18 protein-coding genes and 1 tRNA gene are annotated in these 19882 nt (G+C 48.0%); 13 read left to right on the top strand and 6 right to left on the bottom strand.

Annotated features, from left to right (window positions below):
• Window positions 1-252: ATP-binding protein (locus H6G50_RS20170; protein ID WP_206756585.1), on the top strand; the 252-nt coding region annotated here is incomplete at its 5' end.
• A 294-nt stretch (window positions 253-546) separates the two neighbouring features.
• Window positions 547-1215, top strand: a complete 669-nt coding sequence (phoU, locus tag H6G50_RS20165) for a phosphate signaling complex protein PhoU (protein ID WP_190720398.1) — start codon at window positions 547-549, stop codon at window positions 1213-1215.
• Window positions 1216-1525: 310 nt separating this feature from the next.
• On the opposite strand, the gene H6G50_RS20160 is transcribed toward phoU, so the two are convergent.
• Window positions 1526-5110 carry a hypothetical protein gene (locus H6G50_RS20160; protein WP_190720395.1) on the bottom strand — a complete coding sequence of 1195 codons (3585 nt, stop codon included), beginning with the start codon at window positions 5108-5110 and terminating at the stop codon, window positions 1526-1528.
• Between the two features lie 116 nt (window positions 5111-5226).
• Window positions 5227-5430 (bottom strand): ribbon-helix-helix protein, CopG family, encoded by a 204-nt coding sequence (locus H6G50_RS24290; RefSeq protein ID WP_277882710.1) that lies wholly within the window; start codon window positions 5428-5430, stop codon window positions 5227-5229.
• Window positions 5431-5740: 310 nt separating this feature from the next.
• Here H6G50_RS24290 and H6G50_RS20150 point away from each other — a divergent pair, with 310 nt between their 5' ends.
• Together H6G50_RS20150 and H6G50_RS20145 are read left to right on the top strand one after the other, a co-directional pair.
• Window positions 5741-6301 carry a Uma2 family endonuclease gene (locus H6G50_RS20150; RefSeq protein ID WP_190720392.1) on the top strand — a complete coding sequence of 187 codons (561 nt, stop codon included), beginning with the start codon at window positions 5741-5743 and terminating at the stop codon, window positions 6299-6301.
• A 14-nt stretch (window positions 6302-6315) separates the two neighbouring features.
• Complete coding sequence (locus tag H6G50_RS20145; protein ID WP_347239973.1) at window positions 6316-7566, top strand: NAD(P)/FAD-dependent oxidoreductase; 1251 nt, start codon at window positions 6316-6318, stop codon at window positions 7564-7566.
• Window positions 7567-7695: 129 nt separating this feature from the next.
• On the opposite strand, the gene mnmE is transcribed toward H6G50_RS20145, so the two are convergent.
• Complete coding sequence (gene mnmE, locus H6G50_RS20140; RefSeq protein WP_190720386.1) at window positions 7696-9078, bottom strand: tRNA uridine-5-carboxymethylaminomethyl(34) synthesis GTPase MnmE; 1383 nt, start codon at window positions 9076-9078, stop codon at window positions 7696-7698.
• 154 nt (window positions 9079-9232) lie between these two features.
• Here mnmE and H6G50_RS20135 point away from each other — a divergent pair, with 154 nt between their 5' ends.
• The 3 genes from H6G50_RS20135 to H6G50_RS20125 are packed head-to-tail and all read left to right on the top strand — an operon-like array spanning window position 9233 to window position 11190.
• Complete coding sequence (locus H6G50_RS20135) at window positions 9233-9475, top strand: AbrB/MazE/SpoVT family DNA-binding domain-containing protein (RefSeq protein ID WP_190720383.1); 243 nt, start codon at window positions 9233-9235, stop codon at window positions 9473-9475.
• Entirely contained in the window at window positions 9475-9816 is a 342-nt protein-coding gene (gene mazF / locus H6G50_RS20130) for an endoribonuclease MazF (RefSeq protein ID WP_190720380.1), read from the top strand. Before H6G50_RS20135 ends, mazF begins: the two co-directional genes overlap by 1 nt.
• Window positions 9817-9876: 60 nt before the next feature.
• Entirely contained in the window at window positions 9877-11190 is a 1314-nt protein-coding gene (locus H6G50_RS20125) for a site-specific DNA-methyltransferase (RefSeq protein ID WP_190720377.1), read from the top strand.
• Between the two features lie 73 nt (window positions 11191-11263).
• Here H6G50_RS20125 and H6G50_RS20120 read toward each other — a convergent pair whose 3' ends face one another.
• Together H6G50_RS20120 and H6G50_RS20115 are read right to left on the bottom strand one after the other, a co-directional pair.
• On the bottom strand, window positions 11264-11893 hold the full coding sequence (locus H6G50_RS20120; protein WP_190720374.1) for a YqiA/YcfP family alpha/beta fold hydrolase: 630 nt from the start codon (window positions 11891-11893) through the stop codon (window positions 11264-11266).
• A gap of 207 nt (window positions 11894-12100) precedes the next feature.
• Window positions 12101-12174: transfer RNA gene (locus H6G50_RS20115), tRNA-Ala, on the bottom strand.
• A gap of 140 nt (window positions 12175-12314) precedes the next feature.
• On the opposite strand from H6G50_RS20115, the gene H6G50_RS20110 reads away from it, so the two are divergent.
• Window positions 12315-13130 (top strand): rhodanese-related sulfurtransferase, encoded by an 816-nt coding sequence (locus H6G50_RS20110; RefSeq protein WP_190720372.1) that lies wholly within the window; start codon window positions 12315-12317, stop codon window positions 13128-13130.
• Between the two features lie 282 nt (window positions 13131-13412).
• Here the strand turns inward: H6G50_RS20110 and H6G50_RS20105 are convergent, their stop codons facing one another.
• Window positions 13413-15230 (bottom strand): aspartate kinase, encoded by a 1818-nt coding sequence (locus H6G50_RS20105; RefSeq protein ID WP_190720370.1) that lies wholly within the window; start codon window positions 15228-15230, stop codon window positions 13413-13415.
• 344 nt (window positions 15231-15574) lie between these two features.
• Here H6G50_RS20105 and H6G50_RS20100 point away from each other — a divergent pair, with 344 nt between their 5' ends.
• The 5 genes from H6G50_RS20100 (at window position 15575) to trpA (ending at window position 19835) form a co-directional block, all read left to right on the top strand.
• Window positions 15575-17236 carry a hypothetical protein gene (locus tag H6G50_RS20100; protein ID WP_190720368.1) on the top strand — a complete coding sequence of 554 codons (1662 nt, stop codon included), beginning with the start codon at window positions 15575-15577 and terminating at the stop codon, window positions 17234-17236.
• Window positions 17237-17381: 145 nt separating this feature from the next.
• Window positions 17382-17687, top strand: coding sequence for a DUF1232 domain-containing protein (locus H6G50_RS20095; RefSeq protein WP_190720366.1), 306 nt, complete (start codon window positions 17382-17384; stop codon window positions 17685-17687).
• Between the two features lie 650 nt (window positions 17688-18337).
• Window positions 18338-18595, top strand: a complete 258-nt coding sequence (gene ndhL / locus H6G50_RS20090; RefSeq protein ID WP_190720364.1) for an NAD(P)H-quinone oxidoreductase subunit L — start codon at window positions 18338-18340, stop codon at window positions 18593-18595.
• A gap of 108 nt (window positions 18596-18703) precedes the next feature.
• Window positions 18704-19000, top strand: coding sequence for a DUF3007 family protein (locus H6G50_RS20085; RefSeq protein ID WP_190720361.1), 297 nt, complete (start codon window positions 18704-18706; stop codon window positions 18998-19000).
• 34 nt (window positions 19001-19034) lie between these two features.
• Complete coding sequence (gene trpA, locus H6G50_RS20080) at window positions 19035-19835, top strand: tryptophan synthase subunit alpha (protein ID WP_190720358.1); 801 nt, start codon at window positions 19035-19037, stop codon at window positions 19833-19835.
• Window positions 19836-19882: the final 47 nt, after the last annotated feature.

Below are 19882 nucleotides of genomic sequence, written 5' to 3'. Positions count from 1 at the left end.
GCGTTAACGATTGTGACATTTCTTATTAGAAGCCATATTTATCTCCTTGCCCGCCGCGCGACGGAAAAAAAAGAGTGGATTATAATAAACATTATTGATTCGGGCTGTGGTTTCCAAGCCGCCAATCTTGCTTACCTCTTCGAGCGACTGTATCCCGGCGCTCTCTCTCGGTCTCGCACCTACTCGGACGAGCGCGCGCAGGCATTATTCGGTCGGGGAGGCAGTGGTTTAGGTTTCTCCATCGCTCGATAAATCGTTCAAGCCCACGGCAGCGACCTTACTGCCCAAAATCACCCGCAAACTAAAGGCGCTTGGCTACAAATTAAATTACCCGATATCATTTAATCTTAACTTTCTACTGTTATCCAAGATTAAATAGAACGGTCGAGATCGTGTTGAACCAATTTCGAGAATTGTATCGATGGAGACAGACAGAAGTCTCGAAGTTTTTATTAATAATTCGATCGCTCTATCCGTATATCTACTCGAAAGTCAAAACCTTCGATCGCGTTTAAAAAAATCCCTCCATAAAAAGCATAAATTCAGATGACTCTGTTTGCCCAAATCAACCAACAATCCGCCTCGACTCACTTCGAGCGGGCGCTCAAACGTCTCGGACAAGAAGTTTTACGCATGGGCGCTCTCGTCGAACAATCGTTTCGCCTCAGCCATCAAGCCTTATTTGCAAAAAACCTACAAGCCGCCCGCGACGTTAAAGCTTTAGACAAAAAAATCGATCGCTATTACCGCCAAATCGAACGCGATTGCGCCACGTTAATGACGTTACAGCGTCCCGTCGCTCGCGATTTGCGGCTGATTAGTGCCTTTATGCAGTTAGTCCGCGATCTGGAGCGCATCGGTGATTATGCGGAGGATTTGGCAGAATTATCCGTTAAACTTTTTCCTTATCCCGTACATCCCTGTATTGACGAAGTGGAAACCATGTCAAACCACGCCCAGATGATGCTGGCTTCGAGTTTGGAAGCCCTAGCCGATTTGGACGCGATCGCGGGACAAACCCTCAAAGAAATGGACGATCGCGTCGATGATGCCTACGATGCCGTTTATCATACTCTAGCCGTCACCCGCGATGTTAAAGGTGTTGTCGAGCCTTTATTGCTGATGGCACTCGTGATTCGCCATATTGAACGCATGGCCGATCATGCTACAAATATCGGGCAGCGCGTTTCTTATATCGTTACCGGACAAAGGTAGGTAATTGATAATTGATAATGGACAATGGATAACGAAGAAAGTTAATGGATAATTGAGATATTTCGTAGGGTGGGCAGCGCCCACCAGCCTTAAGTCAGTGCCATTGGACAATGGATAATTTATAATTGATAACGAAGAAAGTCAATTGATGATTCATTGTCCATCCTTGCCCACTCCACTGGGCTGGCAAGCTTAAAATGGTAGGTTGAGTCAAACGAAGAGCGACCCAACCTAGGATACTGTACGATTTGGCTTTATAAATAGCCTCTTAGTTATCCATTATCCATTGTCAATTATCCATTATCCATTATCAAAGCCATCCCTTCTTCGCTTTGGCAATCTTCGGCGGGTGAACGGGTTCGACATCATAGAACGTTCCCAAGCCTTCGTACTCAATTAAATAGTCGCATTCGTAGACTGTGCGATTGCGGTTGTGAGGGCGAGGAACTTCGACTCGATTAAGGACAGTCATTCCCTTTTCATCAACTAGGAAACGATCGCCGAGTTGTTTGGCCTGTTCGCCGTTACTCAATTCTAGGGCAATATCTTTGAAAACGCTTAAAAATGCGCGATCGCTTAACGCTTCTATCGGGCGGCGATGTTCCCAAAGTGGAATCACTTCCGGTTCGCCGTTGAGAAATCCTCCCGCGCGATAAGTCGATTGATACCCCGGAAATTCCCCGGCAAGCAACGATAAGCCATTGAGAATTGCGGTTTTTCGCTGTCCTTCAATGCGATCGAAGTAATGCGTCGTTTCGCACATTTTAAAAAATTCCGTCAAAACCGTTTGCGCGTGACTTTCCACAGCAGAACGCAACATTCCTGGCATTTCTGTCGCCCTGGCTTCGATTTTTAATAAAATATCGACAAAAGGTTGATTCCAGCTTTCGATTTGTTTCGCAATCTCTTTCTTTCTCAAGCCCCAGAAATAAGAAATCAAGTGACTGATAATAATCGCTTGAAAAGGATAAAGAACAATGCTATCCGCCGGATAAGTAAAGACAAAATCCGGAGCATAATCGGGGATATTTTGCAAGGTTTCTTTGTCGCTTTCGTGGGCGATAAAAAAGGACGTTGCCACGCGCGGTCCAATTTCGCTCGCCGATTTAATCGCCCGCGCATTGAAAAACGGCCAACTTGGCGGCGGTACGTTATGTCCTAAAATCGAACCTAATGTATGGCGAGTGCGGCGTTTCATATGCGCGTATTTGCCGTGTTGGAACTGGAAGAAATGCCAACCTGCAAACATTTCTTGAATCATTTCTGCGGCTTTGTGGGCTTGTTCTTCGGGAACGCCATCTAAATAGCCGGTATAGACAAAATCAAAGTTACCGCCGACGAGTTCGTCGCACATCTTTTGAATCTCAGCCGTCAGTTCCGGATCGCTGACAATTTGTTCTGTCACCTCCGGCAAGCGCGATAATTCTCGATAAATTTGTTCGGCATATTCAGCAGAAATATCGCCCCGAACTTCTCCCAAATAAGTATGGAGTGCGAGTTGCCATTGTAGCGAAGCCATTGCCGCAAAAGTAGAACCGACACATTCCTCTTCCGGTAAGTTAGTAATTCCCGCTCCTGCTGCGGGTTGAATCGCGACATCTAACCCCCGTCCGATATTACCGAGGGCGCTAGCTTCGATATTCGTTACCACGTAAATCCACGGCGTTTTTTCAGCGATAAAAGCTTGGAGGTGGGGCGGTAAATTGTGGCGTTCGGTGTCGGGCTGAAGGAGATTTTCAAGTTCTTCTAAGCGGCTTTTTGCGACGATAACCTCAGCCAGTTTGGGATCGCGACGCTTCGTTTCTGCTTCGATACGAGGCACGACAGATTGCAAGCTTGCGAGTTCGTGGGTGAGTTTAATTGTATCGGAAGTTCCGCCGGAATTTGAGTTAGCAATGAATAACGTATTAGCTCCGATGGAAGGGGGAATGGTATCGGAGCCGGTGAAGCCATCGAGGTTGACAATAGGGAGGGTATTGAGGCAGAGTTTGCGCGCTAAGTTACCGGCGATGGTATTAATTAAAAAGGAAGTTCCGGCGGCTCCGGTGACAATTTGTTGGAGTTTTTTAATGCGATCGCGTCGCAGTTGTTCGTCGTCGGTTCCCATCAACAGCCCGATCCCCGTTGCCCCTTCCCGCAGTTTCGTTTTTCCCTCAGCGGTGACTTCAAATAACTTTTCGGTATTTTTGCGTAGCGCTAGGGGTTGAATGGCGATAATTTCTTCGCCGTACTTGTTATAAGGGCAAGGAACGGGATTATTTTCTAGATCGCGATATTCGATCTTAAACACTTTGAGGGGGGCGAGGCGTTCGTAGCGGGCGCGATCGTCATTTTCTACGGTTTCGCTTCGGCGTTCGATGGAAACGAGGGGAATTTCTTCACCGCGATAGATATTAAATAAACGAACTTTTCCATCGGCGTTAACTTCCACTAATTCGCCAGGAAGTACGTCGTAAATGGGGGCAACGCCTTCGGTAATGTAAGCGGTGGCTTTAAGCTCAGAAAGAAAGCTCATTTCTTGGGCGCTGCGACGAGCTACCTCAAATTTACCATCAGCGATCGCATTGGCATCGAGGAGGGCAACTTGTTCTTTGAGGGCATTTTCTTCGGAAGCGGAGAGAAAAGCGGTGCGGTTATAGTTGCGAATATCGTAAGGTTTGGGGAGATAGAAGATAATTTCGCCGCCTTCTTCGCCGCCGCGTTCGGTTCCGCCGCGTACCATCGCATAAGTTCCGCCGCCGAGGAATCCGGGTTGCGGTTGTCCGAGGGGCGTGAAAGATTGGAAGGTGAATTTATTTTTGGGGTTGGAGTATTCGAGGATGCGAGCGACGAGGGCGGTAATTAGGGTAAGTTCGGTGACGTTGGCTCGGGCGAGGGTATCGGCGAGGGCGAGGAGTTCGGAGATTTTTTCGTCGGCGCTGGAAAGTTCGTCGTCGCGCAGGAATCCTTGTTGGGTAAAGGTTTGAATGGGTTGCCCGTCTTTAAGAAAGGCGATCTTGTCGCCTTGCAAAACGACATCGAGGGTTTGATGCGCCCATTCGGTTCCGAGATTGTAACCGCCGATATGTCCGCTGCTATCGATCGCGGCAGTATTGCGATCGAGGTAATCTGGATCGGTGTAGGCGAGGCGATATAAAGCTCCAGCCAGGGAATCGGCTTGCAGGTGTTGCCACAAAAAGCGTTTGAGGGCGGGTTCGACGCAGGAGTCGGAGTTGGAGGTAAAGTTAAACCCTTCGTAGATGAGGAAGCGTTTGTAGCGGGCTGCGTCGTTGATGTCGCCGTTGTGGGTATCGTAGAATAGGCTTTCGCTGGCATGGTGGCGCGGGCGATCGCTGGATCCGAGCATTCCTTCCGGTGCGAGGTGATAGATGCGAACGGTATCGCGCGTCAGTTGTTCGCGGTGGGGGTGGGCGTTGGTTTCCGAGTACATATCGCCCTGAGAGGCTTGGCGAACGTGGGTTTCCCAGTTGACAAGCAGTTCGGTATCTTCTAAGTGGACGCGATCGAGAAGTGTATCCCAGGTTTTGAGCAAGTCGCCGCCATCCCGAGAGACTTTAACGGCGGTTAGCGCTTCGCGATGAATTTTAGCGGTGAGTTCGGCGACTTCGGCGGGCGTGAATTCGCTGTTTTGCGCGTTGTTAGCCCCTTCTAACCCTTCGAGGATGTTTTTGAAGGAAATCGTGCCGATCGCCATTCCTGCGGCATCGTAGCCCGCTTTGGTGCTTTTTTTGGAGCAATCTTCAGCAACGGCGGTGGCGTAGGTGATGCGATCGCGCAAATTCGCAGCAATGACGCTGCGCGGGCGAAATTTGTATTGTCCCGTCGCGGGATCTTTGACAAAGAAAAAGTGTTCGATTTTAACCGGACTCAGGAAGATGTTGAAGTTACGGCACATATTTCGTCTGTTTCCTTTCTACTCCACGCGATCGGGTTTAACAATCCATCTTAAAGGCAATCGCCTTGATGTTATGCTCGATCGCGATCGCGCGTTAGCTTCCTCCCCAAGAAGCCTCACGCTGAACCTTTACTCAGGTCAGCGTTGAGATGAATTGCGGTCGGGATGTAGGTACTCTTACCCGACGACACAGGAATGGGAAACCGCGCAATCAAACTTCTAATCAATTCTGATTTGGTTATACCACGCCGACGCGCTTCTTGTTCTAATTGACGCATCTTGTAACTGGTGATTCTGATTTCTAGCTTTTTATCCTTCATTGTGTCCTGACAGATGTACATCGATATAGTCCACTGTTCTATAGGTCGATAAACAGAAGAAGAACAAGTGAGAATATCGTATCAGTACCGATTACGTCCAACAAGATACCAAGCCACGGAACTAGACAGATGGATGACTGTCAATGCTGTGCGCTCAGTACAATTATCTGTTGATAGATAGAATGATGCTAAAATTTACGACAACTTCAAAAAGATAGACTGAATTTGGTATAATATTCACAGAGCAAAGTTATACTAAAAAATAAAGCTACACCTCTCTAAAAACTTATTAATTGAATCGTTTTCAGCCATGATTGCCATCGCTGCCAAACCCTTGACCCTTGCAGAATTTCTGCAACTCCCCGAAACCAAACCCGCTAGTGAGTTCATTGCCGGAGAAATCATTCAAAAACCCATGCCGAAAGGAAGACACAGTTGTTTGCAATACGAAACCTGCCATGCCATTAATCAAGTGGCTAAGCCTGACAAAATCGCCTACGCTTTTCCCGAACTGCGATGCACTTTCGGCGATCGGTCTCTCGTTCCCGATTTAGCCGTCTTCCGCTGGCAAAATATTCCCTTTCTGCCCGATGGCGAAGTCCCCGATCGCTTTGAACTTCCGCCCGACTGGATAATCGAAATCCTCTCTCCCGACCAAAAAATTAATAAAGTCATCGGCAAGATTCTTTACTGCATTGAAAACGGTAGCGAACTCGGTTGGTTTCTCGATCCTGACGATGCTAGCGTTTTGGTTTTCGGGCGCGATCGCCAACCCATTGTTTGCGAAAATAAAGAGACTTTGCCCGTCCTCGAAGGCATCGAACTTAAACTCACTCCAGAACAAGTGTTTAGTTGGTTGAAAATGCAGTGAATCGAGAAGAGTAAATCGTGAATAAACCTTTACAAATTGTTGTTATTGGAGGAGGGGCAGCGGGATTTTTCGGAGCCATTACTTGCGCCACTTCTCATCCCCAAGCGCGAGTTTTATTACTGGAAGCCGGACGCACTCCACTCGCCAAAGTTCGCATCTCCGGCGGCGGACGCTGCAACGTTACCCATCACTGCTTCGATCCTGCCCTTTTAGTACAGCAATATCCTCGCGGCGGTAAGGCATTACGCGGCGCTTTTTCTCGCTTTCAACCGCAAGATACGATCGCGTGGTTTGCTCGTCGCGGCGTAAAGCTAAAAACCGAAGCCGACGGGCGAATGTTTCCCGTTACCGATAATTCTGAAACTATCGTCAATTGTTTGTTAAAAGCAGCAGCCGATGCCGGCGTTATTTTGCGAACGGGGGCGAAGGTAGAAAAAATTCAAAATGAAGAAGCAGGATTTACAATCCAGTTGAAAGATGGAGAAACGCTTGAGTGCAATCGCGTCCTGTTAGCCACCGGCAGCAATCCCCATGCTTACCAATGGGCAAAAGAATTAGGACATACAATCATCCCACCCGTCCCTTCTTTATTTACCTTTAATATTAACGATGCACGCTTAAAAGATTTAGCTGGTGCGAGTGTTGAAACCGTCCACTTACGCTTACTCGAAACCGGAAAAGAGAAAATCGAACAAATCGGGCCATTATTAATAACGCATTGGGGATTGAGCGGCCCTGCGGTGCTAAAACTCTCCGCTTGGGGGGCAAGAATTTTACGCGATCGCAACTATCAAATGTCTCTCCAAATTAACTGGCTTCCGCCCCATACACCCGAAACCCTGCGCCAACTCCTGCTCGATTACAAAGCCCAATTTCCCAAACGTTCCCTCGCCGCCCACTGTCCTGTTTCCCTTCCCAAACGCCTTTGGCAGCGCTTTGTTTTCTCCCTCGGCATCAATTCCGAAACAACGTGGGCGGAACTCTCGAAAAAAGCCTTAACTGCATTAGTTGAAGAACTGACGCGCGGGCGCTACGCCATTACCGGCAAAGGTACTTTTAAAGAAGAATTTGTAACCTGCGGCGGCATTGATTTAAAAGAAGTCAATTTTAAAACAATGGAAAGTCGCAAGTGTCCGGCATTGTATTTTGCGGGCGAGATTCTCGATATCGATGGTGTAACGGGAGGGTTTAATTTTCAGAGTGCCTGGACAACAGGATGGATTGCGGGACAATCTAACGCTTTGCCTAACAAAGTAGTACATTAGCAAGCTTAAAACCGGGGATAACTCAATTCCTGAAACATTTTGTAGATCTTGATTTTATCGCTCTCTTTTCCCTTCAGATTAAGCTTGTCAACGTACCACCTTTTAATAGGGTAAGAGTTAATCTGAAGATTATTTCCCAATACAAAAGCGACTAAAAATGCGATCGAGAACCGATTCGGTGATTTCTTCGCCGGTAATCTCGCTTAAGGCAGCAATTGCACCGCGCAAGTCGATCGTCCAAAAATCTAAAGGCAGGCGATCGCAAATGGTCTGTCGAACTTGCTCTAAAGACATTCTGGCGCGAGTTAAGGCTGCTGCTTGCCGCTGATTGATGGCGAAGTCTGCATTCGCTGCGGTTATCGTCCCGCCTCGCACGCTGTTGAGAATTGCCCGCTCTAGGGCTTCAATGCCGATATTATTAGCCGCCGAAGTCTTGACAATTTGCACGTTTTTTGGAATAAAGGGAGTAGTAGAATCTGGGGCGAGATCTATTTTGTTGAGAATGAGGATGAGGGGGCGATCGCGCACTTGTTGGTAAATTTCCTCATCTTCAGCAGTCCAACCCGCTGTCGCATCGAGGGTAAAGAGGACGAGATCGGCAGATTCAGCGGCGCGGCGCGATCGCTCGACTCCAATTTTTTCTACGGTATCCGCCGTTTCCCGAATCCCCGCCGTATCCAGAACTTGCACGGGAATGCCGCCGACGACGAGGTTCGATTCGACGACATCGCGAGTCGTTCCTGGCAAATCGGTAACAATGGCGCGATCGCTCCGACTCCAAGCATTCAATAAACTCGATTTTCCCACATTCGGGCGACCGACGATCGCGACTTTTAAACCGCTGCGTAGGAGTTCGCCGCGATCTGCGGTTGCTAAAATATCGGTGACTTTATCCAGAATATCTGCTATATTTTGCGCGATCGCAGCCTCCCGTAACGGCGGTAAATCTTCCTCAAAATCAATCCGCGCCTCAACTTCCGCCAAAATATCCAAACAAATCCCCCGCACCTCGCGAATCGGTTGCGCCAATTTCCCCTGCAACCCCGCCAGCGCCATACGAGACGCTTGGGGAGAACGCGCGCTAACGATATCCGCCACGCTTTCGGCTTGCGTCAAATCAATGCGCCCGTTGAGGAACGCCCGCAGCGTAAATTCGCCCGGTTGCGCCAACCTCGCCCCCGCCTCCAAACAGAGTTGCAAAACGCGCTGCACCGGAATAATCCCGCCGTGACAGTGAAATTCCACCACATCTTCGCGGGTAAACGAACGCGGCGACAGCATTAGTAGCAACAGCGCCTCATCGATAACTTCGCCCGTCTGGGGTTCTCGCACGCTACCGTAAAGAATGCGGTGCGTTTCCCACTGTTGCTTTCCCGGGGCAAAAAAGAGACGACGGGCAATTTCGAGGGCAGTTTGTCCGGAAAGGCGAACGATACCAATGCTACCGCTTTCCGGGGCAATAGCCGACGCGATCGCCGCGATCGTTTCTGCTTGTAAAATGCGATCGGACATTTCAATGTTTCGTCTCAAAGCTCAAATCTTAATTGTAGCGATCGCTTGGCAAGGAATTGAAGTTACTGCTAGACTGTAGATACTATGTATATCCAACCCATCGCTGGAGCGGACAGAGACCGTATTATCTTACACCCAGAGCGAGATTAAGACGATGATTTCCACAATTTCTAAGTGGGGGAATAGCCTTGCCGTTCGCATTCCCCAACATCTAGCCAAAGAGATTGCTTTAACAGAAGGTACTCAGATCGTTCTGCTTATTGAAGATGGCAATTTGATCGTCCAACCCCGACAGAAAAAGCGTTATTCGCTAGAGGAATTGCTCGAGCAAATAACGCCCGATAACCTTCATCGTGAAATTGCTCATGGAACGGCAGTTGGGCAAGAAATTTGTTAATGGCTGCAAAGTTGTATATTCCCAACCGGGGCGATATTGTCTATCTCGATTTCGACCCGACTAAAGGACACGAACAGAGAGGTCATCGACCGGCTTTTGTTATTTCTCCTTTAGCTTACAATAAAAAGACTTATCTAGCGTTATTTGTACTCATTACTACTCAACAGAAAGGCTACCCTTTTGAAGTTCCTTTAACACCAGGATTAAAAACACAGGGGGTTATTCTTGCAGACCAAATTAAATGCCTAGATTGGAAGGCAAGAAGGGTTCATTTTGTTGAGAAGGCTCATAACGCGATCCTTGAAGAAGTACAAGCGAAAATTGAGCCATTATTGCTCTGAAAAACTGAGTAAATTATTGGGTACATCTTATCTCTATGTTAAAAAGTTGGAGTAAGCTCGATGGCAACTGGAATCCCGATTAAATCGCAATTTCAGGGGAATGGTAGCAATAAAACTTATAGTAATTACCGATTAGAGTATGAAGGCAAAATTCCAGAGCGAGAAATCTTGGCGCTTACTCCAGCAAAATTTAATCGTGTTGTCACTGTAGAAAAACCTATTAAAAATAGACTCATTTATGGCGATAACCTAAGAGTGCTTAAATCTTTTTTTGAAGACTCTGCTTTAGTCGAAAATGTTCGGCTAATTTATATCGATCCTCCTTATGCTACTGGGAGTAAGTTTGAATCGAGAACGCAGAATGCAGCTTACCTTGATTTGATTTGCGGTACAGATTATTTAGAGTTTTTACGTCAACGGTTATTGTTATTGCGAGAATTACTCGCAACCGATGGTTCCATTTACGTGCATCTCGATGAGAATATGGCATTTCCCGTCAAAATCATCATGGACGAAATTTTCGGTTCTCGAAATTTTCGCAATTGGATTACTCGCAAAAAGTGCAATCCCAAGAATTATACTCGCAAGCAATATGGAAATGTTTCAGACTATATTTTATTTTATTCCAAAACTGCTAATTACATTTGGAATTCTCCCTTTGAATCTTGGACGGAAGAAACTTCTCTGAAAGAATATCAGTATATAGAAGAAGGAACGGGCAGACGCTATAAAAAAGTTCCCATTCATGCACCAGGAGTCAGGAATGGCGAGACTGGAAAACCTTGGCGAGGGATGCTACCACCGCCTGGAAAGCATTGGCAATACGCACCGAAAACTTTAGAAGAAATGGATGCTAGAGGAGAGATTTTTTGGTCTAGAAATGGAAATCCGAGAAGAAAAGTATATCTCGATCGGAGTAAAGGTGTTGCCATTCAAGATATTTGGCTGGATGTGAAAGATGCTCGCAATCAAAATATTAAAATATCGGGTTATCCGACGGAGAAAAATACCGAAATGTTAAAGCGAATTGTGCTAGCTTCTTCTAATCGCGGCGATTTAGTTTTAGATGCTTTTGCAGGTAGCGGAACAACGGCTGCCGTTGCTGAAGAACTCGATCGACCGTGGATTGCGATCGATAATTCTCCACTCGCGATCGCAACTATTATTCGTCGTTTAACGCAAGGAACTGAAGCAATGGGCGATTTTGTTAATCCAAATCAAGCTAAGAACGAGAAACAATCTTTATTAAAGATTAATAGGATTTTGCGCAATGGAATTGACTTATATTTGGAAGATTCACCCGATCTTGAGAAAATTCCTAACGATTTAATAGCTGAGTGGGATCGCCAACTCAACTTTCAAGCCAATCTTTAGTAAATCTCTCTTCTAACATCTTTAACGTAAAAGGAATTCAAGAAATACCTTCAGATTTTAGCTGACTCATTCCTCAATCGCAAAACTGCTGGATTTCTTGCCAAATTTGCGGTAAAACTTCTCCCAAACTATGATCGCTGTCGAGTTCCATCAATTCAACCCAAGGACGCTGGGCGGCATAGTCTCGCGATGCTTGAATGGGAATCGTTTCGTCGCGGACACCGTGGATAATTAGTGTAGGTACGGGGCGTTGCAGTTGGCTTTCATCGTAGTTTTTCGCATCGAGAATGAAGCCGTAATGCAGGTCGATTTTGCGTTTTTCAGTGTAATGGTACACGGGAAGGTAGCCGGATTTTTGCCATTCGTGTAGGGTTGTTTCGCCGAGTTTAGGCAGCCAGTGGGAGAGGAAACCGAAGGCAGGCGCGAGACAAACGATGCGCGCGATTTGGGGATAGCGTTCTGCCAGCCAAGCAGCGGTTAAACCGCCAAAACTGGAACCGATGAGGGTGACGGAGTTGGGGTCGGCGGGAAATTCGGCGGCGGTTTGTTGGAGTTGGCGGCTAAGGGTGAGGTGGGAGAAGTCGTTTTGGTTGAAGTCGAGGAGGTGGAGGGGAAGGTTGACTTCTGCGAAGCGATCGCGCAAATATTGTGCTTTAGCCGATTGGGGCGAGGAGGCGAAACCGTGGAGGTAAATATATTGCATGACTCAATAATTCATAGTTCGTAATTCGTAATTCCTAATTACGGACAAAATTAACAATTAATTCATTCGGGTTGAGAACGTCTAACTTCAGTTATGGAAAACAAACAAATGCGTAGCATAGTATTCCAAGTCCCTGAATTTGCTCAGAGGGTATTAATTACGAATGAATTTGAAAGCGTCTGAGCCTTCTATCGTTTCGGTTTAGGATGGAGGTAAGGAGACTCGAACTCCTGACTTCCTGCTTGCAAAGCAGGCGCTGCTACCAACTGAGCTATACCCCCGAGCGTTACAACATCGTTCCTGAAGAACTCTGTTTTGGACTCGCCTTTGCTATTATACAGCATATGCTGCTCTTGTACAGGGGTTAAGCAAAAAATTTTTGAATATCTTTTGAAACGTTGCGGGGAGGGGAATTCGAGGTATGGCGATCGCGGTGGCAACCTTTTATAAGTTCGTTCGGCTCGACGATTTTGCTGAAAAACAGCCGATTTTGCTCTCCTATTGCCAGCAACAGGGGATTAAAGGAACGATCCTGCTAGCAGCGGAAGGAATTAACGGCACGATCGCAGGGAGTCGGGAGTCCGTCGATGCGGTGCTGGCGTTTTTGCGTTCTGACGCGCGTTTGGCGGATTTAGAGCATAAAGCGTCGATCGCGAAAGCATTGCCCTTTGCGCGGCTGAAAGTGCGTTTAAAGCGAGAAATCGTGACCTTGGGGGTAATGGAGGCGGATCCGAGCGATCGCGTGGGAACTTACGTGACTCCCCAAGAGTGGAACGCCTTACTTGCCGATCCCGATGTGGTGGTGGTGGATACGCGCAACGAATATGAAGTCGCGATCGGTACTTTTGAGAATGCCCAGAACCCGCATATCGACTCGTTTCGCCAGTTTCCCGACTACGCGCAGCAGCATCTCGATCGCGATCGACATAAAAAAGTTGCCATGTTTTGTACCGGCGGCATTCGCTGCGAAAAAGCAACCGCCTACTTACTCCATCAAGGATTCGAGGAAGTCTATCACCTCAAAGGCGGCATTCTGAAATATTTAGAAGAAATTCCCGAATCCGAAAGTTTGTGGCAGGGCGAATGTTTTGTCTTCGACGATCGCGTCGCCGTCAAGCAAGGCTTAGCGCCGGGAAGTTACGATTCTTGCCGCGCTTGCGGACATCCGATTTCAGCAGAAGATAAAGCCTCACCGCAATATCGAGAAAGAGTTTCTTGCCCCCATTGTTATCTTTGAATTCTGAGTTATGAATTCTGAGTTATGAATGGGGAATTGGGAATGATGAATTATGAATTATGAGTGATGAATGAGGGAATTGGGAATTATGAGTGATGAATTGTGAATTACGAATCACGAATTACGAATTACGAATTACGAACTACGAATCACGAATTACGAATTACGAATTACGAATTACGAATTACGAATTACGAATCACGAATCACGAATTACGAATTACGAATTACGAATTACGAATTACGAACTACGAATTACGAATTACGAATTACGAACTACGAACTACACCGGAACTTCCACCGTTTCTTTACCCGCCAGATTAAACGCTTGGTGAATCACTTGTAAGGCTTTTACGCCTTCTTCCTCAGCAACAACGCAACTGACTTTAATCTCGGAGGTGGCAATCATCTGAAGGTTGATCCCTTGCTGCGCGAGGGCTTCAAACATCCGAGCGGCAACACCGGGATGTCCTACCATTCCCGCACCGACGATGCTTACTTTAGCAACATGAGGATCGACGACGACTTCTCCCCAATCCCAGAGTTCGGCTAAGTCTCGCAGGGCGTTGCAGGCGGTTTCTGCGTCGGCGCGGGCGACAGTGCAGGCGAGATCGCGGGTGGGGGTGTCGTCAATGATTCGGCAGCGTTGGGATTGAATAATCATATCGACGCTGATATTTTTTTGGGCGAGAACCCCAAAGATTTTAGCAGCCATTCCAGGAACGTCAGGAATGCGGCGCAAGGCGAGGCGCGCTTGATTGAGATCGAGGGCAACACCGCGCACGAGGGGTGCGTTAGTGTTGGGAGGAACGGAAGCGGTATTGGGCATATGCACGGGGGAACAGTGCAAGTCGAAAGCGAGGCAGAGGGCAGAAATGGCGCGATCGCAGTCTTCGCGATCGATAACGCAACTCACCTTAACTTCGGAGGTGGAGATCATCTCGATATTCACGCCCGCATCGAAAAGGGCGGCGAACATTTGCGCGGCAATCCCCGGACGGCCGACGATTCCCGCCCCGGCGATCGAGATTTTGGCGGTGCGGCGATCGACGGTAACTTCAGCTTCTTGGGTTTGTTGGGGCGAACTTCGCAGTACGGGCGCGATCGCTTCTGCAACTGCTTCGGCTTTCGGCAGCATACCGCTTACCACGGTGAAAGCAATATCGTTGAGGTTGCCATCGTGGATAGATTGAATAATTAAGTCAACATCGACGTTGCGCCGCGCGATTTCGCCAAACAGGCGCGCGGCAATCCCCGGGCGATCGGGAACCCGCAGGAGCGCGACTTTCGCTTGATCGGTATCGAATTCGATCGCGTCTACGGCTTTGGTAATCTCGAGGTTGTGGAGCGATCGCGTCGGCGAAACTTCTGATATCACCCGCGTTCCCGGTTCGTCCGTCCAACTCGAACGCACCACCAACGGCACGCCATAGTTCCGCGCGATTTCTACCGCTCTCGGGTGCAAGACTTTTGCGCCCAAACTCGCCAACTCCAACATCTCATCGCAGGTAATTTCGTCCATTAACTGCGCTTGCGGGACGAGGCGGGGATCGGTGGTCAGAATGCCGGGAACGTCGGTATAAATTTCGCACTGACTCGCGCCCAAAGCGGCTGCTAGGGCTACGGCGGACGTATCGGAACCGCCGCGTCCGAGGGTGGTGAATTCTAACTCTTCGCCGCTGCTAATCCCTTGGAAACCCGCAACGACAACGACAGTACCTTCATTGAGATGGCGTTCGAGGCGCTCGGTGCGAATTTCTAGGATGCGAGCGCGACTGTGTTCGCTTTCGGTGACAATGCCCACTTGCGCGCCGGTTAAGGAAATGGCGGACTGACCGAGTTCTTGGAGTGCCATACTCAACAGCGCGATCGACACTTGTTCTCCCGTCGAAAGCAGCATATCCATTTCGCGCCGACTGGGATTGCTCGAAATTTCTCGCGCCAAGCCCACTAACCCATCGGTGGTTTTCCCCATTGCCGAGACGACAACAACAACATGGTTGCCTGATGCTACGGTTTGACAAACGCGGCGAGCGACGGATTGAATGCGCTCGACCGATCCCACGGACGTACCGCCGTATTTTTGGACAATTAACGCCATAGCCTCAGACCCTTTCCCTTCAAGAACTGCTCCTCGGTCGGAAAAACATTGACCTCGAATTGCTTTACAAATTACCGCACTTTTCGGCGATCTTGTCGAAAATTTTACAAAGATCGTCGATCGGCTCGGTTTTCCCCCTCAGTTTGCTTATAAGGGTTGACAGAAAATTTAATTCGTGCATAGATGTTGCACGTTTAGTAACGAAGCTCTACGAAGCTATAAGTTAGGCAATCCTGGGATTAAGCGAAACGAATCGCGTTTCCATTGCTGATGACAGCATAATGGGGACGGGGAACCTATCGCCGATCTACCCTTTTTAACTCTCGAATGCTCCCCCAATCAACATGAAACCTCAATCCGCGATCGCAATTTTGCTCGCAGTCCTCAATCTTTGTGCGTCTGCCGTCGCAACTCGGGCAGTCTCGACTTCCTCTAACTCGAATTCAGTGCTTGCGCCAACGTCTCTCCTCGCGCAAGGCGAAACATCGCCCCTTTCTGCATCAGAAAACGCCCCCAATTTTCATGTTATCCAAGCGATCGCGGCAACCTTAACCAGAGTCGGACAGAGCGATCGCGCCCTACAAATCGCTCGAGCAATTACCGGAGATCGCGAGCAAACCACCATCCTCAGTGAAATTGCACTGATTTTAGCGACCAAGCGAGAAATCGAGCCAGCCTTAAACGTCGCTCGTACCATTCCTATAGAAGATGCAAAAGTCTATACATTGCTCAATATCATCGTCTTGTGGTCTCGAGAGGAAGAATTAGAACAAGCTTTAGACATCTCGCGAGGGATTGCCAATGAGGAAGCCAAAGCATTGGCACTACAACATCTAGCTACGGTTTCAGCCAATCGGGGCGAAGTCGATCGCGCCCTGGCTTTAGCTGGAGAGATTAACGATGAAACGTTTCGAGATGGAGCGATCGCTAGGATTGCAACAGCTTTAGCCGATAGCGGAGAAATCGATCGCGCCTTAAACCTTGCTCGCAACATTGCCAATCGCGATCGGCAAGCCGAGTCCTTATATCAAATTACTTCCTTATTAGTAGGAGAAGAAAAGATCGAACAAGCCTTAGCTATTGCTCGCACCATTCCTAACGAAGAATTTAAAAATTTGAGCTTGCAATTAATTGCGATAACCTTAGCTCGAAGTGGCGAAGTCGATCGCGCTTTAGACATCGCTCGCTCCATTCCCAACAAGCTATTCAAAAGTCAAGCTTTATCTGGAATTACCAGCAACTTAGCTGAAGCCGGAGAAATCGATCGCGCTTTAGATATCGCTCGTACCATTCCCGATGAATTCCAGAAAGTTGATACCCTGAATTTGCTGGCGATCGCTTTAGCCGAAAGGGGAAACTTCGATCGCGCCTTAAACCTGGCGCGTTTGGTTCCCGATAATGATAACCGAGAACGATTACTGAGTAACATTTCCTTTTCCTTAGCACAAGCCGGAGAGATCGATCGCGCTTTGGAGCTTAACCGCTCTTTTACCGATGAAGAGTTAAAATCCATCGGATTACAAGGCATTGTTATTGCTTTAGCCGACTCCGAAAAAATCGATCGCGCCTTGGAGATTGCTCGCACGATTCCGGATGAGGAGTGGAAAGTAGGCGCGTTTCAAGCGATCGCCGTCAATTTAGCAGAATCCAAGAAAATCGATCGCGCTTTAGAAGTCATTCGTCCCTTTCTCAATCGTCCTGAAAGTGGATTAGTCATGCAGCGAATCGTCTTTATTCTCCTTGAAACCGGAGAAATCGATCGCGCTTTGGATGTCACGGGTTCCATTACCAACGAAGATGAAAAAAACCTAGCGCTACAAGCGATCGCCAGTGTTGTCGCTACCGCAGGCAACCTCGAGCGCGCCCTAGCGATCGTACAAACCATGAGCAATCGGGAGAGTCAAGCCCTAGCTTTAACCCGTATCGCCGACGATTTTGTTAAAGGCAAACAACCCGCCCGCGCCGTGGAAATGTTGGATCGCGCGATCGCGGTGTTGGGTTTGTAAGCGACCTCGCGATGAGTTCAAGCCTACTTCCCACTCTTACCGTACTCCCCCATCTTTTAGAACGGTTATCCCCACTCGCACAACCCCCGCGATGTTGTGAAAATAAAATCAAGTCAGAGGGACAAATCCAAAACATTTAAACACAATGAACAATATTTCCGTCAAATCGCTGTACGAGTGGTATCGCAACACGCTCCGCAACCCTAAATATCGTTGGGTTATCATTCTGGGAACGATCGCCTATTTAATCAGCCCGTTCAATCTTGCCAACGAGTTTATCCCCATTCTCGGTCAACTCGACGATGTTGCCATCTTAGGGCTGTTTCTGGCTGAAGTCTCGCAAATGGTTCTCGATTTTGCTAAGCGTCGTAAAGGCGATTTGGCAACCACGACAACTCCCGACGGACAACCCGCAAAAACCGTTGAAGTCGATGCTGTTTCCGTGGAGTAGCGATAACACGGGCGTTCCCCTAAAAATTATAACTCTGCCTCAAAAGTCAAACAAGAAAAACCCCCAACGCTATGCTGGGGGTATTTTTCGAGTGTCGTTTGAGAGGAGAAAAGCTTTAAAAATTTAAAATTTAAAATTTAAAATTATCATGTTATTGCAAGACAACCTTTGAGAAACTAACAAGACCAAGGTAATATCAGCCGGTTGGATAATTAGTAGAATGCACCGTGCTGGGGGAGTATCCTTAAGCAATGCGCGTCAGTTCCTCAAAGCTCATTGCCTTTTCGGGTTTTTGAGCGTGAAGTTGCCTTGACATTGCTATAGAAGTCTGAGTCAGGATCGATAAAAAGTGTTGCTAGCTCTTGATTTTCGACTCGCGGCTCTAGTTAGGACTATAGCATTTCAATCGTCCCATGCCTTTCTAGATTTTGCGTCGATCTAAGTCCGGCAAACCCATGAATGCGATCGCGCCATATTAATATCTAGATCTCCCTTAAAGCCGATCTAGATCGCACCTAAGCTGTTTCGCTGTCACCGCAATTTTACACCCAATCCGGTTTGGGGGCGATCTAAAGGCTGAATTTTGGTATGATAGCCTAGGCTTGTAGCCTTTCAAGCTATCCTACGCTGACCTAGAAGAACTTTAAGTTATGAATAGCCTCATTGCCAATCTGGATACAAACCTTCTCCTGATTCTCTCGGTCTATCTCGCCTTGGGCGGCTTGTACCTCTTAGTTGCACCGGGATTGCTCTATTTTTATCTCAAAGAGCGTTGGTATGTGGCAAGCTCCTTAGAGCGCGGTTTTATGTACTTCTTAGTCTTCTTCTTCTTTCCGGGGCTGATCCTGTTGAGTCCGTTCTTGAATTTCCGACCGAAGCGTCTTGTCGAATTAGAAATTAAAAATTAAGCCTTAAAAATTAGGGCTGGCGTGCAGCGAACTTTGCCTCAGACATAATTTTAAAGCGGGCGATTTCGAGTCCGCGATCGGTGCGTTTTCAGATCTCGAAGGTCAATCATGCGACGAATCGATGTTTTTGGGATTGGGATTGGGATTTTTTTAGCGGGCGCGATCGGCTATGGGGTGTTTAAAGCTGCCGGACTCGATAGCACCCAAGCCGGAATTTGGAGTCAAGTGCTGCTGGTGGGCGGATTGTTGGGCTGGGTTGCGACTTATTTGTTCCGCGCGGGAACGAAGACAATGACCTATCACCAGCAGCGCAAGGATTATGAAGATGCAGCATTTCAAAAACGTCTCGATGAGATGACCCCCGAAGAGATAGAAGCTTTAAAAGCTGAAATCGAAAAAGAATAATTTTGAAGTTCTAATTTTTAATTTTGAATTGATTATGACTGCCGTTGCCGATCGCTTTCAAACTCTAAAATCTCAATCTCGTTGTGCTTTAATTCCTTTCATTACGGCGGGCGATCCGGATTTGGAAACAACGGAGAAAGCGTTACGAATTTTAGACCGTTCGGGGGCAGATTTTATCGAACTTGGCGTTCCTTATTCCGATCCCTTAGCCGATGGGCCGACAATCCAAGCGGCAGCGACGCGGGCGCTGGGGCGCGGCGTGCGATTAGAGGACGTATTAGCCGTAGTGAAAGCAGTTTCGGGCGACATCTCTGCGCCGATTATCCTGTTTACTTACTACAATCCCATCCACTATCGCGGCGCAAAAGCGTTTTTAACCCAGATTTATGAAGCTGGGGCGCGCGGTTTAGTGGTTCCGGATTTGCCCTTAGAAGAGGCAGAAAACTTGTTGAAACCGGCGGCTGAGGTGGGGATCGATCTGACACTTTTGGTCGCCCCGACGACCCCAAAAGAGCGCTTGGATGCGATCGCGCGTTCCTCCCAAGGCTTTATCTATCTGGTGAGTGTGACGGGCGTAACCGGGATGCGATCGCAAGTTGCCACGAATGTTAAAGATTTATTAACAGATTTGCGCGCCGTGACTGATAAGCCCATTGGCGTAGGCTTCGGGATTTCCGACCCCGAACAAGCGCGGCAAATGAAGGATTGGGGGGCGGATGCGGCAATTGTGGGCAGCGCCTTTGTCAAGCGCTTGGCTTCGGGAACGCCGGAGGAAGGATTGCAAGCGATCGAGGAATTCTGTTGCAGTTTGAAAGAAGCGATTGTTAATTCGTAGTTCGTAATTCGTAGTTCGTAATTCGTAGTTCGTAATTCGTAATTCGT

The sequence above is a fragment of the Oscillatoria sp. FACHB-1406 genome, assembly GCF_014698145.1.
Taxonomy (GTDB): domain Bacteria; phylum Cyanobacteriota; class Cyanobacteriia; order Cyanobacteriales; family Spirulinaceae; genus FACHB-1406.
Note: the sequence above shows the minus strand (reverse complement) of the source record. Positions and strands in the feature narration are given on the sequence as shown.

Coding starts and splice junctions, on each gene's coding strand:
- H6G50_RS20095 (WP_190720366.1), top strand. CDS start 17,382: ATGAACAATATTTCCGTCAAATCGCTGTACGAGTGGTATCGCAACACG.
- H6G50_RS20150 (WP_190720392.1), top strand. CDS start 5,741: ATGATTGCCATCGCTGCCAAACCCTTGACCCTTGCAGAATTTCTGCAA.
- H6G50_RS20110 (WP_190720372.1), top strand. CDS start 12,315: ATGGCGATCGCGGTGGCAACCTTTTATAAGTTCGTTCGGCTCGACGAT.
- trpA (WP_190720358.1), top strand. CDS start 19,035: ATGACTGCCGTTGCCGATCGCTTTCAAACTCTAAAATCTCAATCTCGT.
- phoU (WP_190720398.1), top strand. CDS start 547: ATGACTCTGTTTGCCCAAATCAACCAACAATCCGCCTCGACTCACTTC.
- mazF (WP_190720380.1), top strand. CDS start 9,475: ATGGCTGCAAAGTTGTATATTCCCAACCGGGGCGATATTGTCTATCTC.
- H6G50_RS24290 (WP_277882710.1), bottom strand. CDS start 5,430: ATGAAGGATAAAAAGCTAGAAATCAGAATCACCAGTTACAAGATGCGT.
- H6G50_RS20120 (WP_190720374.1), bottom strand. CDS start 11,893: ATGCAATATATTTACCTCCACGGTTTCGCCTCCTCGCCCCAATCGGCT.
- H6G50_RS20160 (WP_190720395.1), bottom strand. CDS start 5,110: ATGTGCCGTAACTTCAACATCTTCCTGAGTCCGGTTAAAATCGAACAC.
- H6G50_RS20100 (WP_190720368.1), top strand. CDS start 15,575: ATGAAACCTCAATCCGCGATCGCAATTTTGCTCGCAGTCCTCAATCTT.
- H6G50_RS20105 (WP_190720370.1), bottom strand. CDS start 15,230: ATGGCGTTAATTGTCCAAAAATACGGCGGTACGTCCGTGGGATCGGTC.
- H6G50_RS20085 (WP_190720361.1), top strand. CDS start 18,704: ATGCGACGAATCGATGTTTTTGGGATTGGGATTGGGATTTTTTTAGCG.
- H6G50_RS20125 (WP_190720377.1), top strand. CDS start 9,877: ATGGCAACTGGAATCCCGATTAAATCGCAATTTCAGGGGAATGGTAGC.
- H6G50_RS20135 (WP_190720383.1), top strand. CDS start 9,233: ATGATTTCCACAATTTCTAAGTGGGGGAATAGCCTTGCCGTTCGCATT.
- ndhL (WP_190720364.1), top strand. CDS start 18,338: ATGAATAGCCTCATTGCCAATCTGGATACAAACCTTCTCCTGATTCTC.
- mnmE (WP_190720386.1), bottom strand. CDS start 9,078: ATGTCCGATCGCATTTTACAAGCAGAAACGATCGCGGCGATCGCGTCG.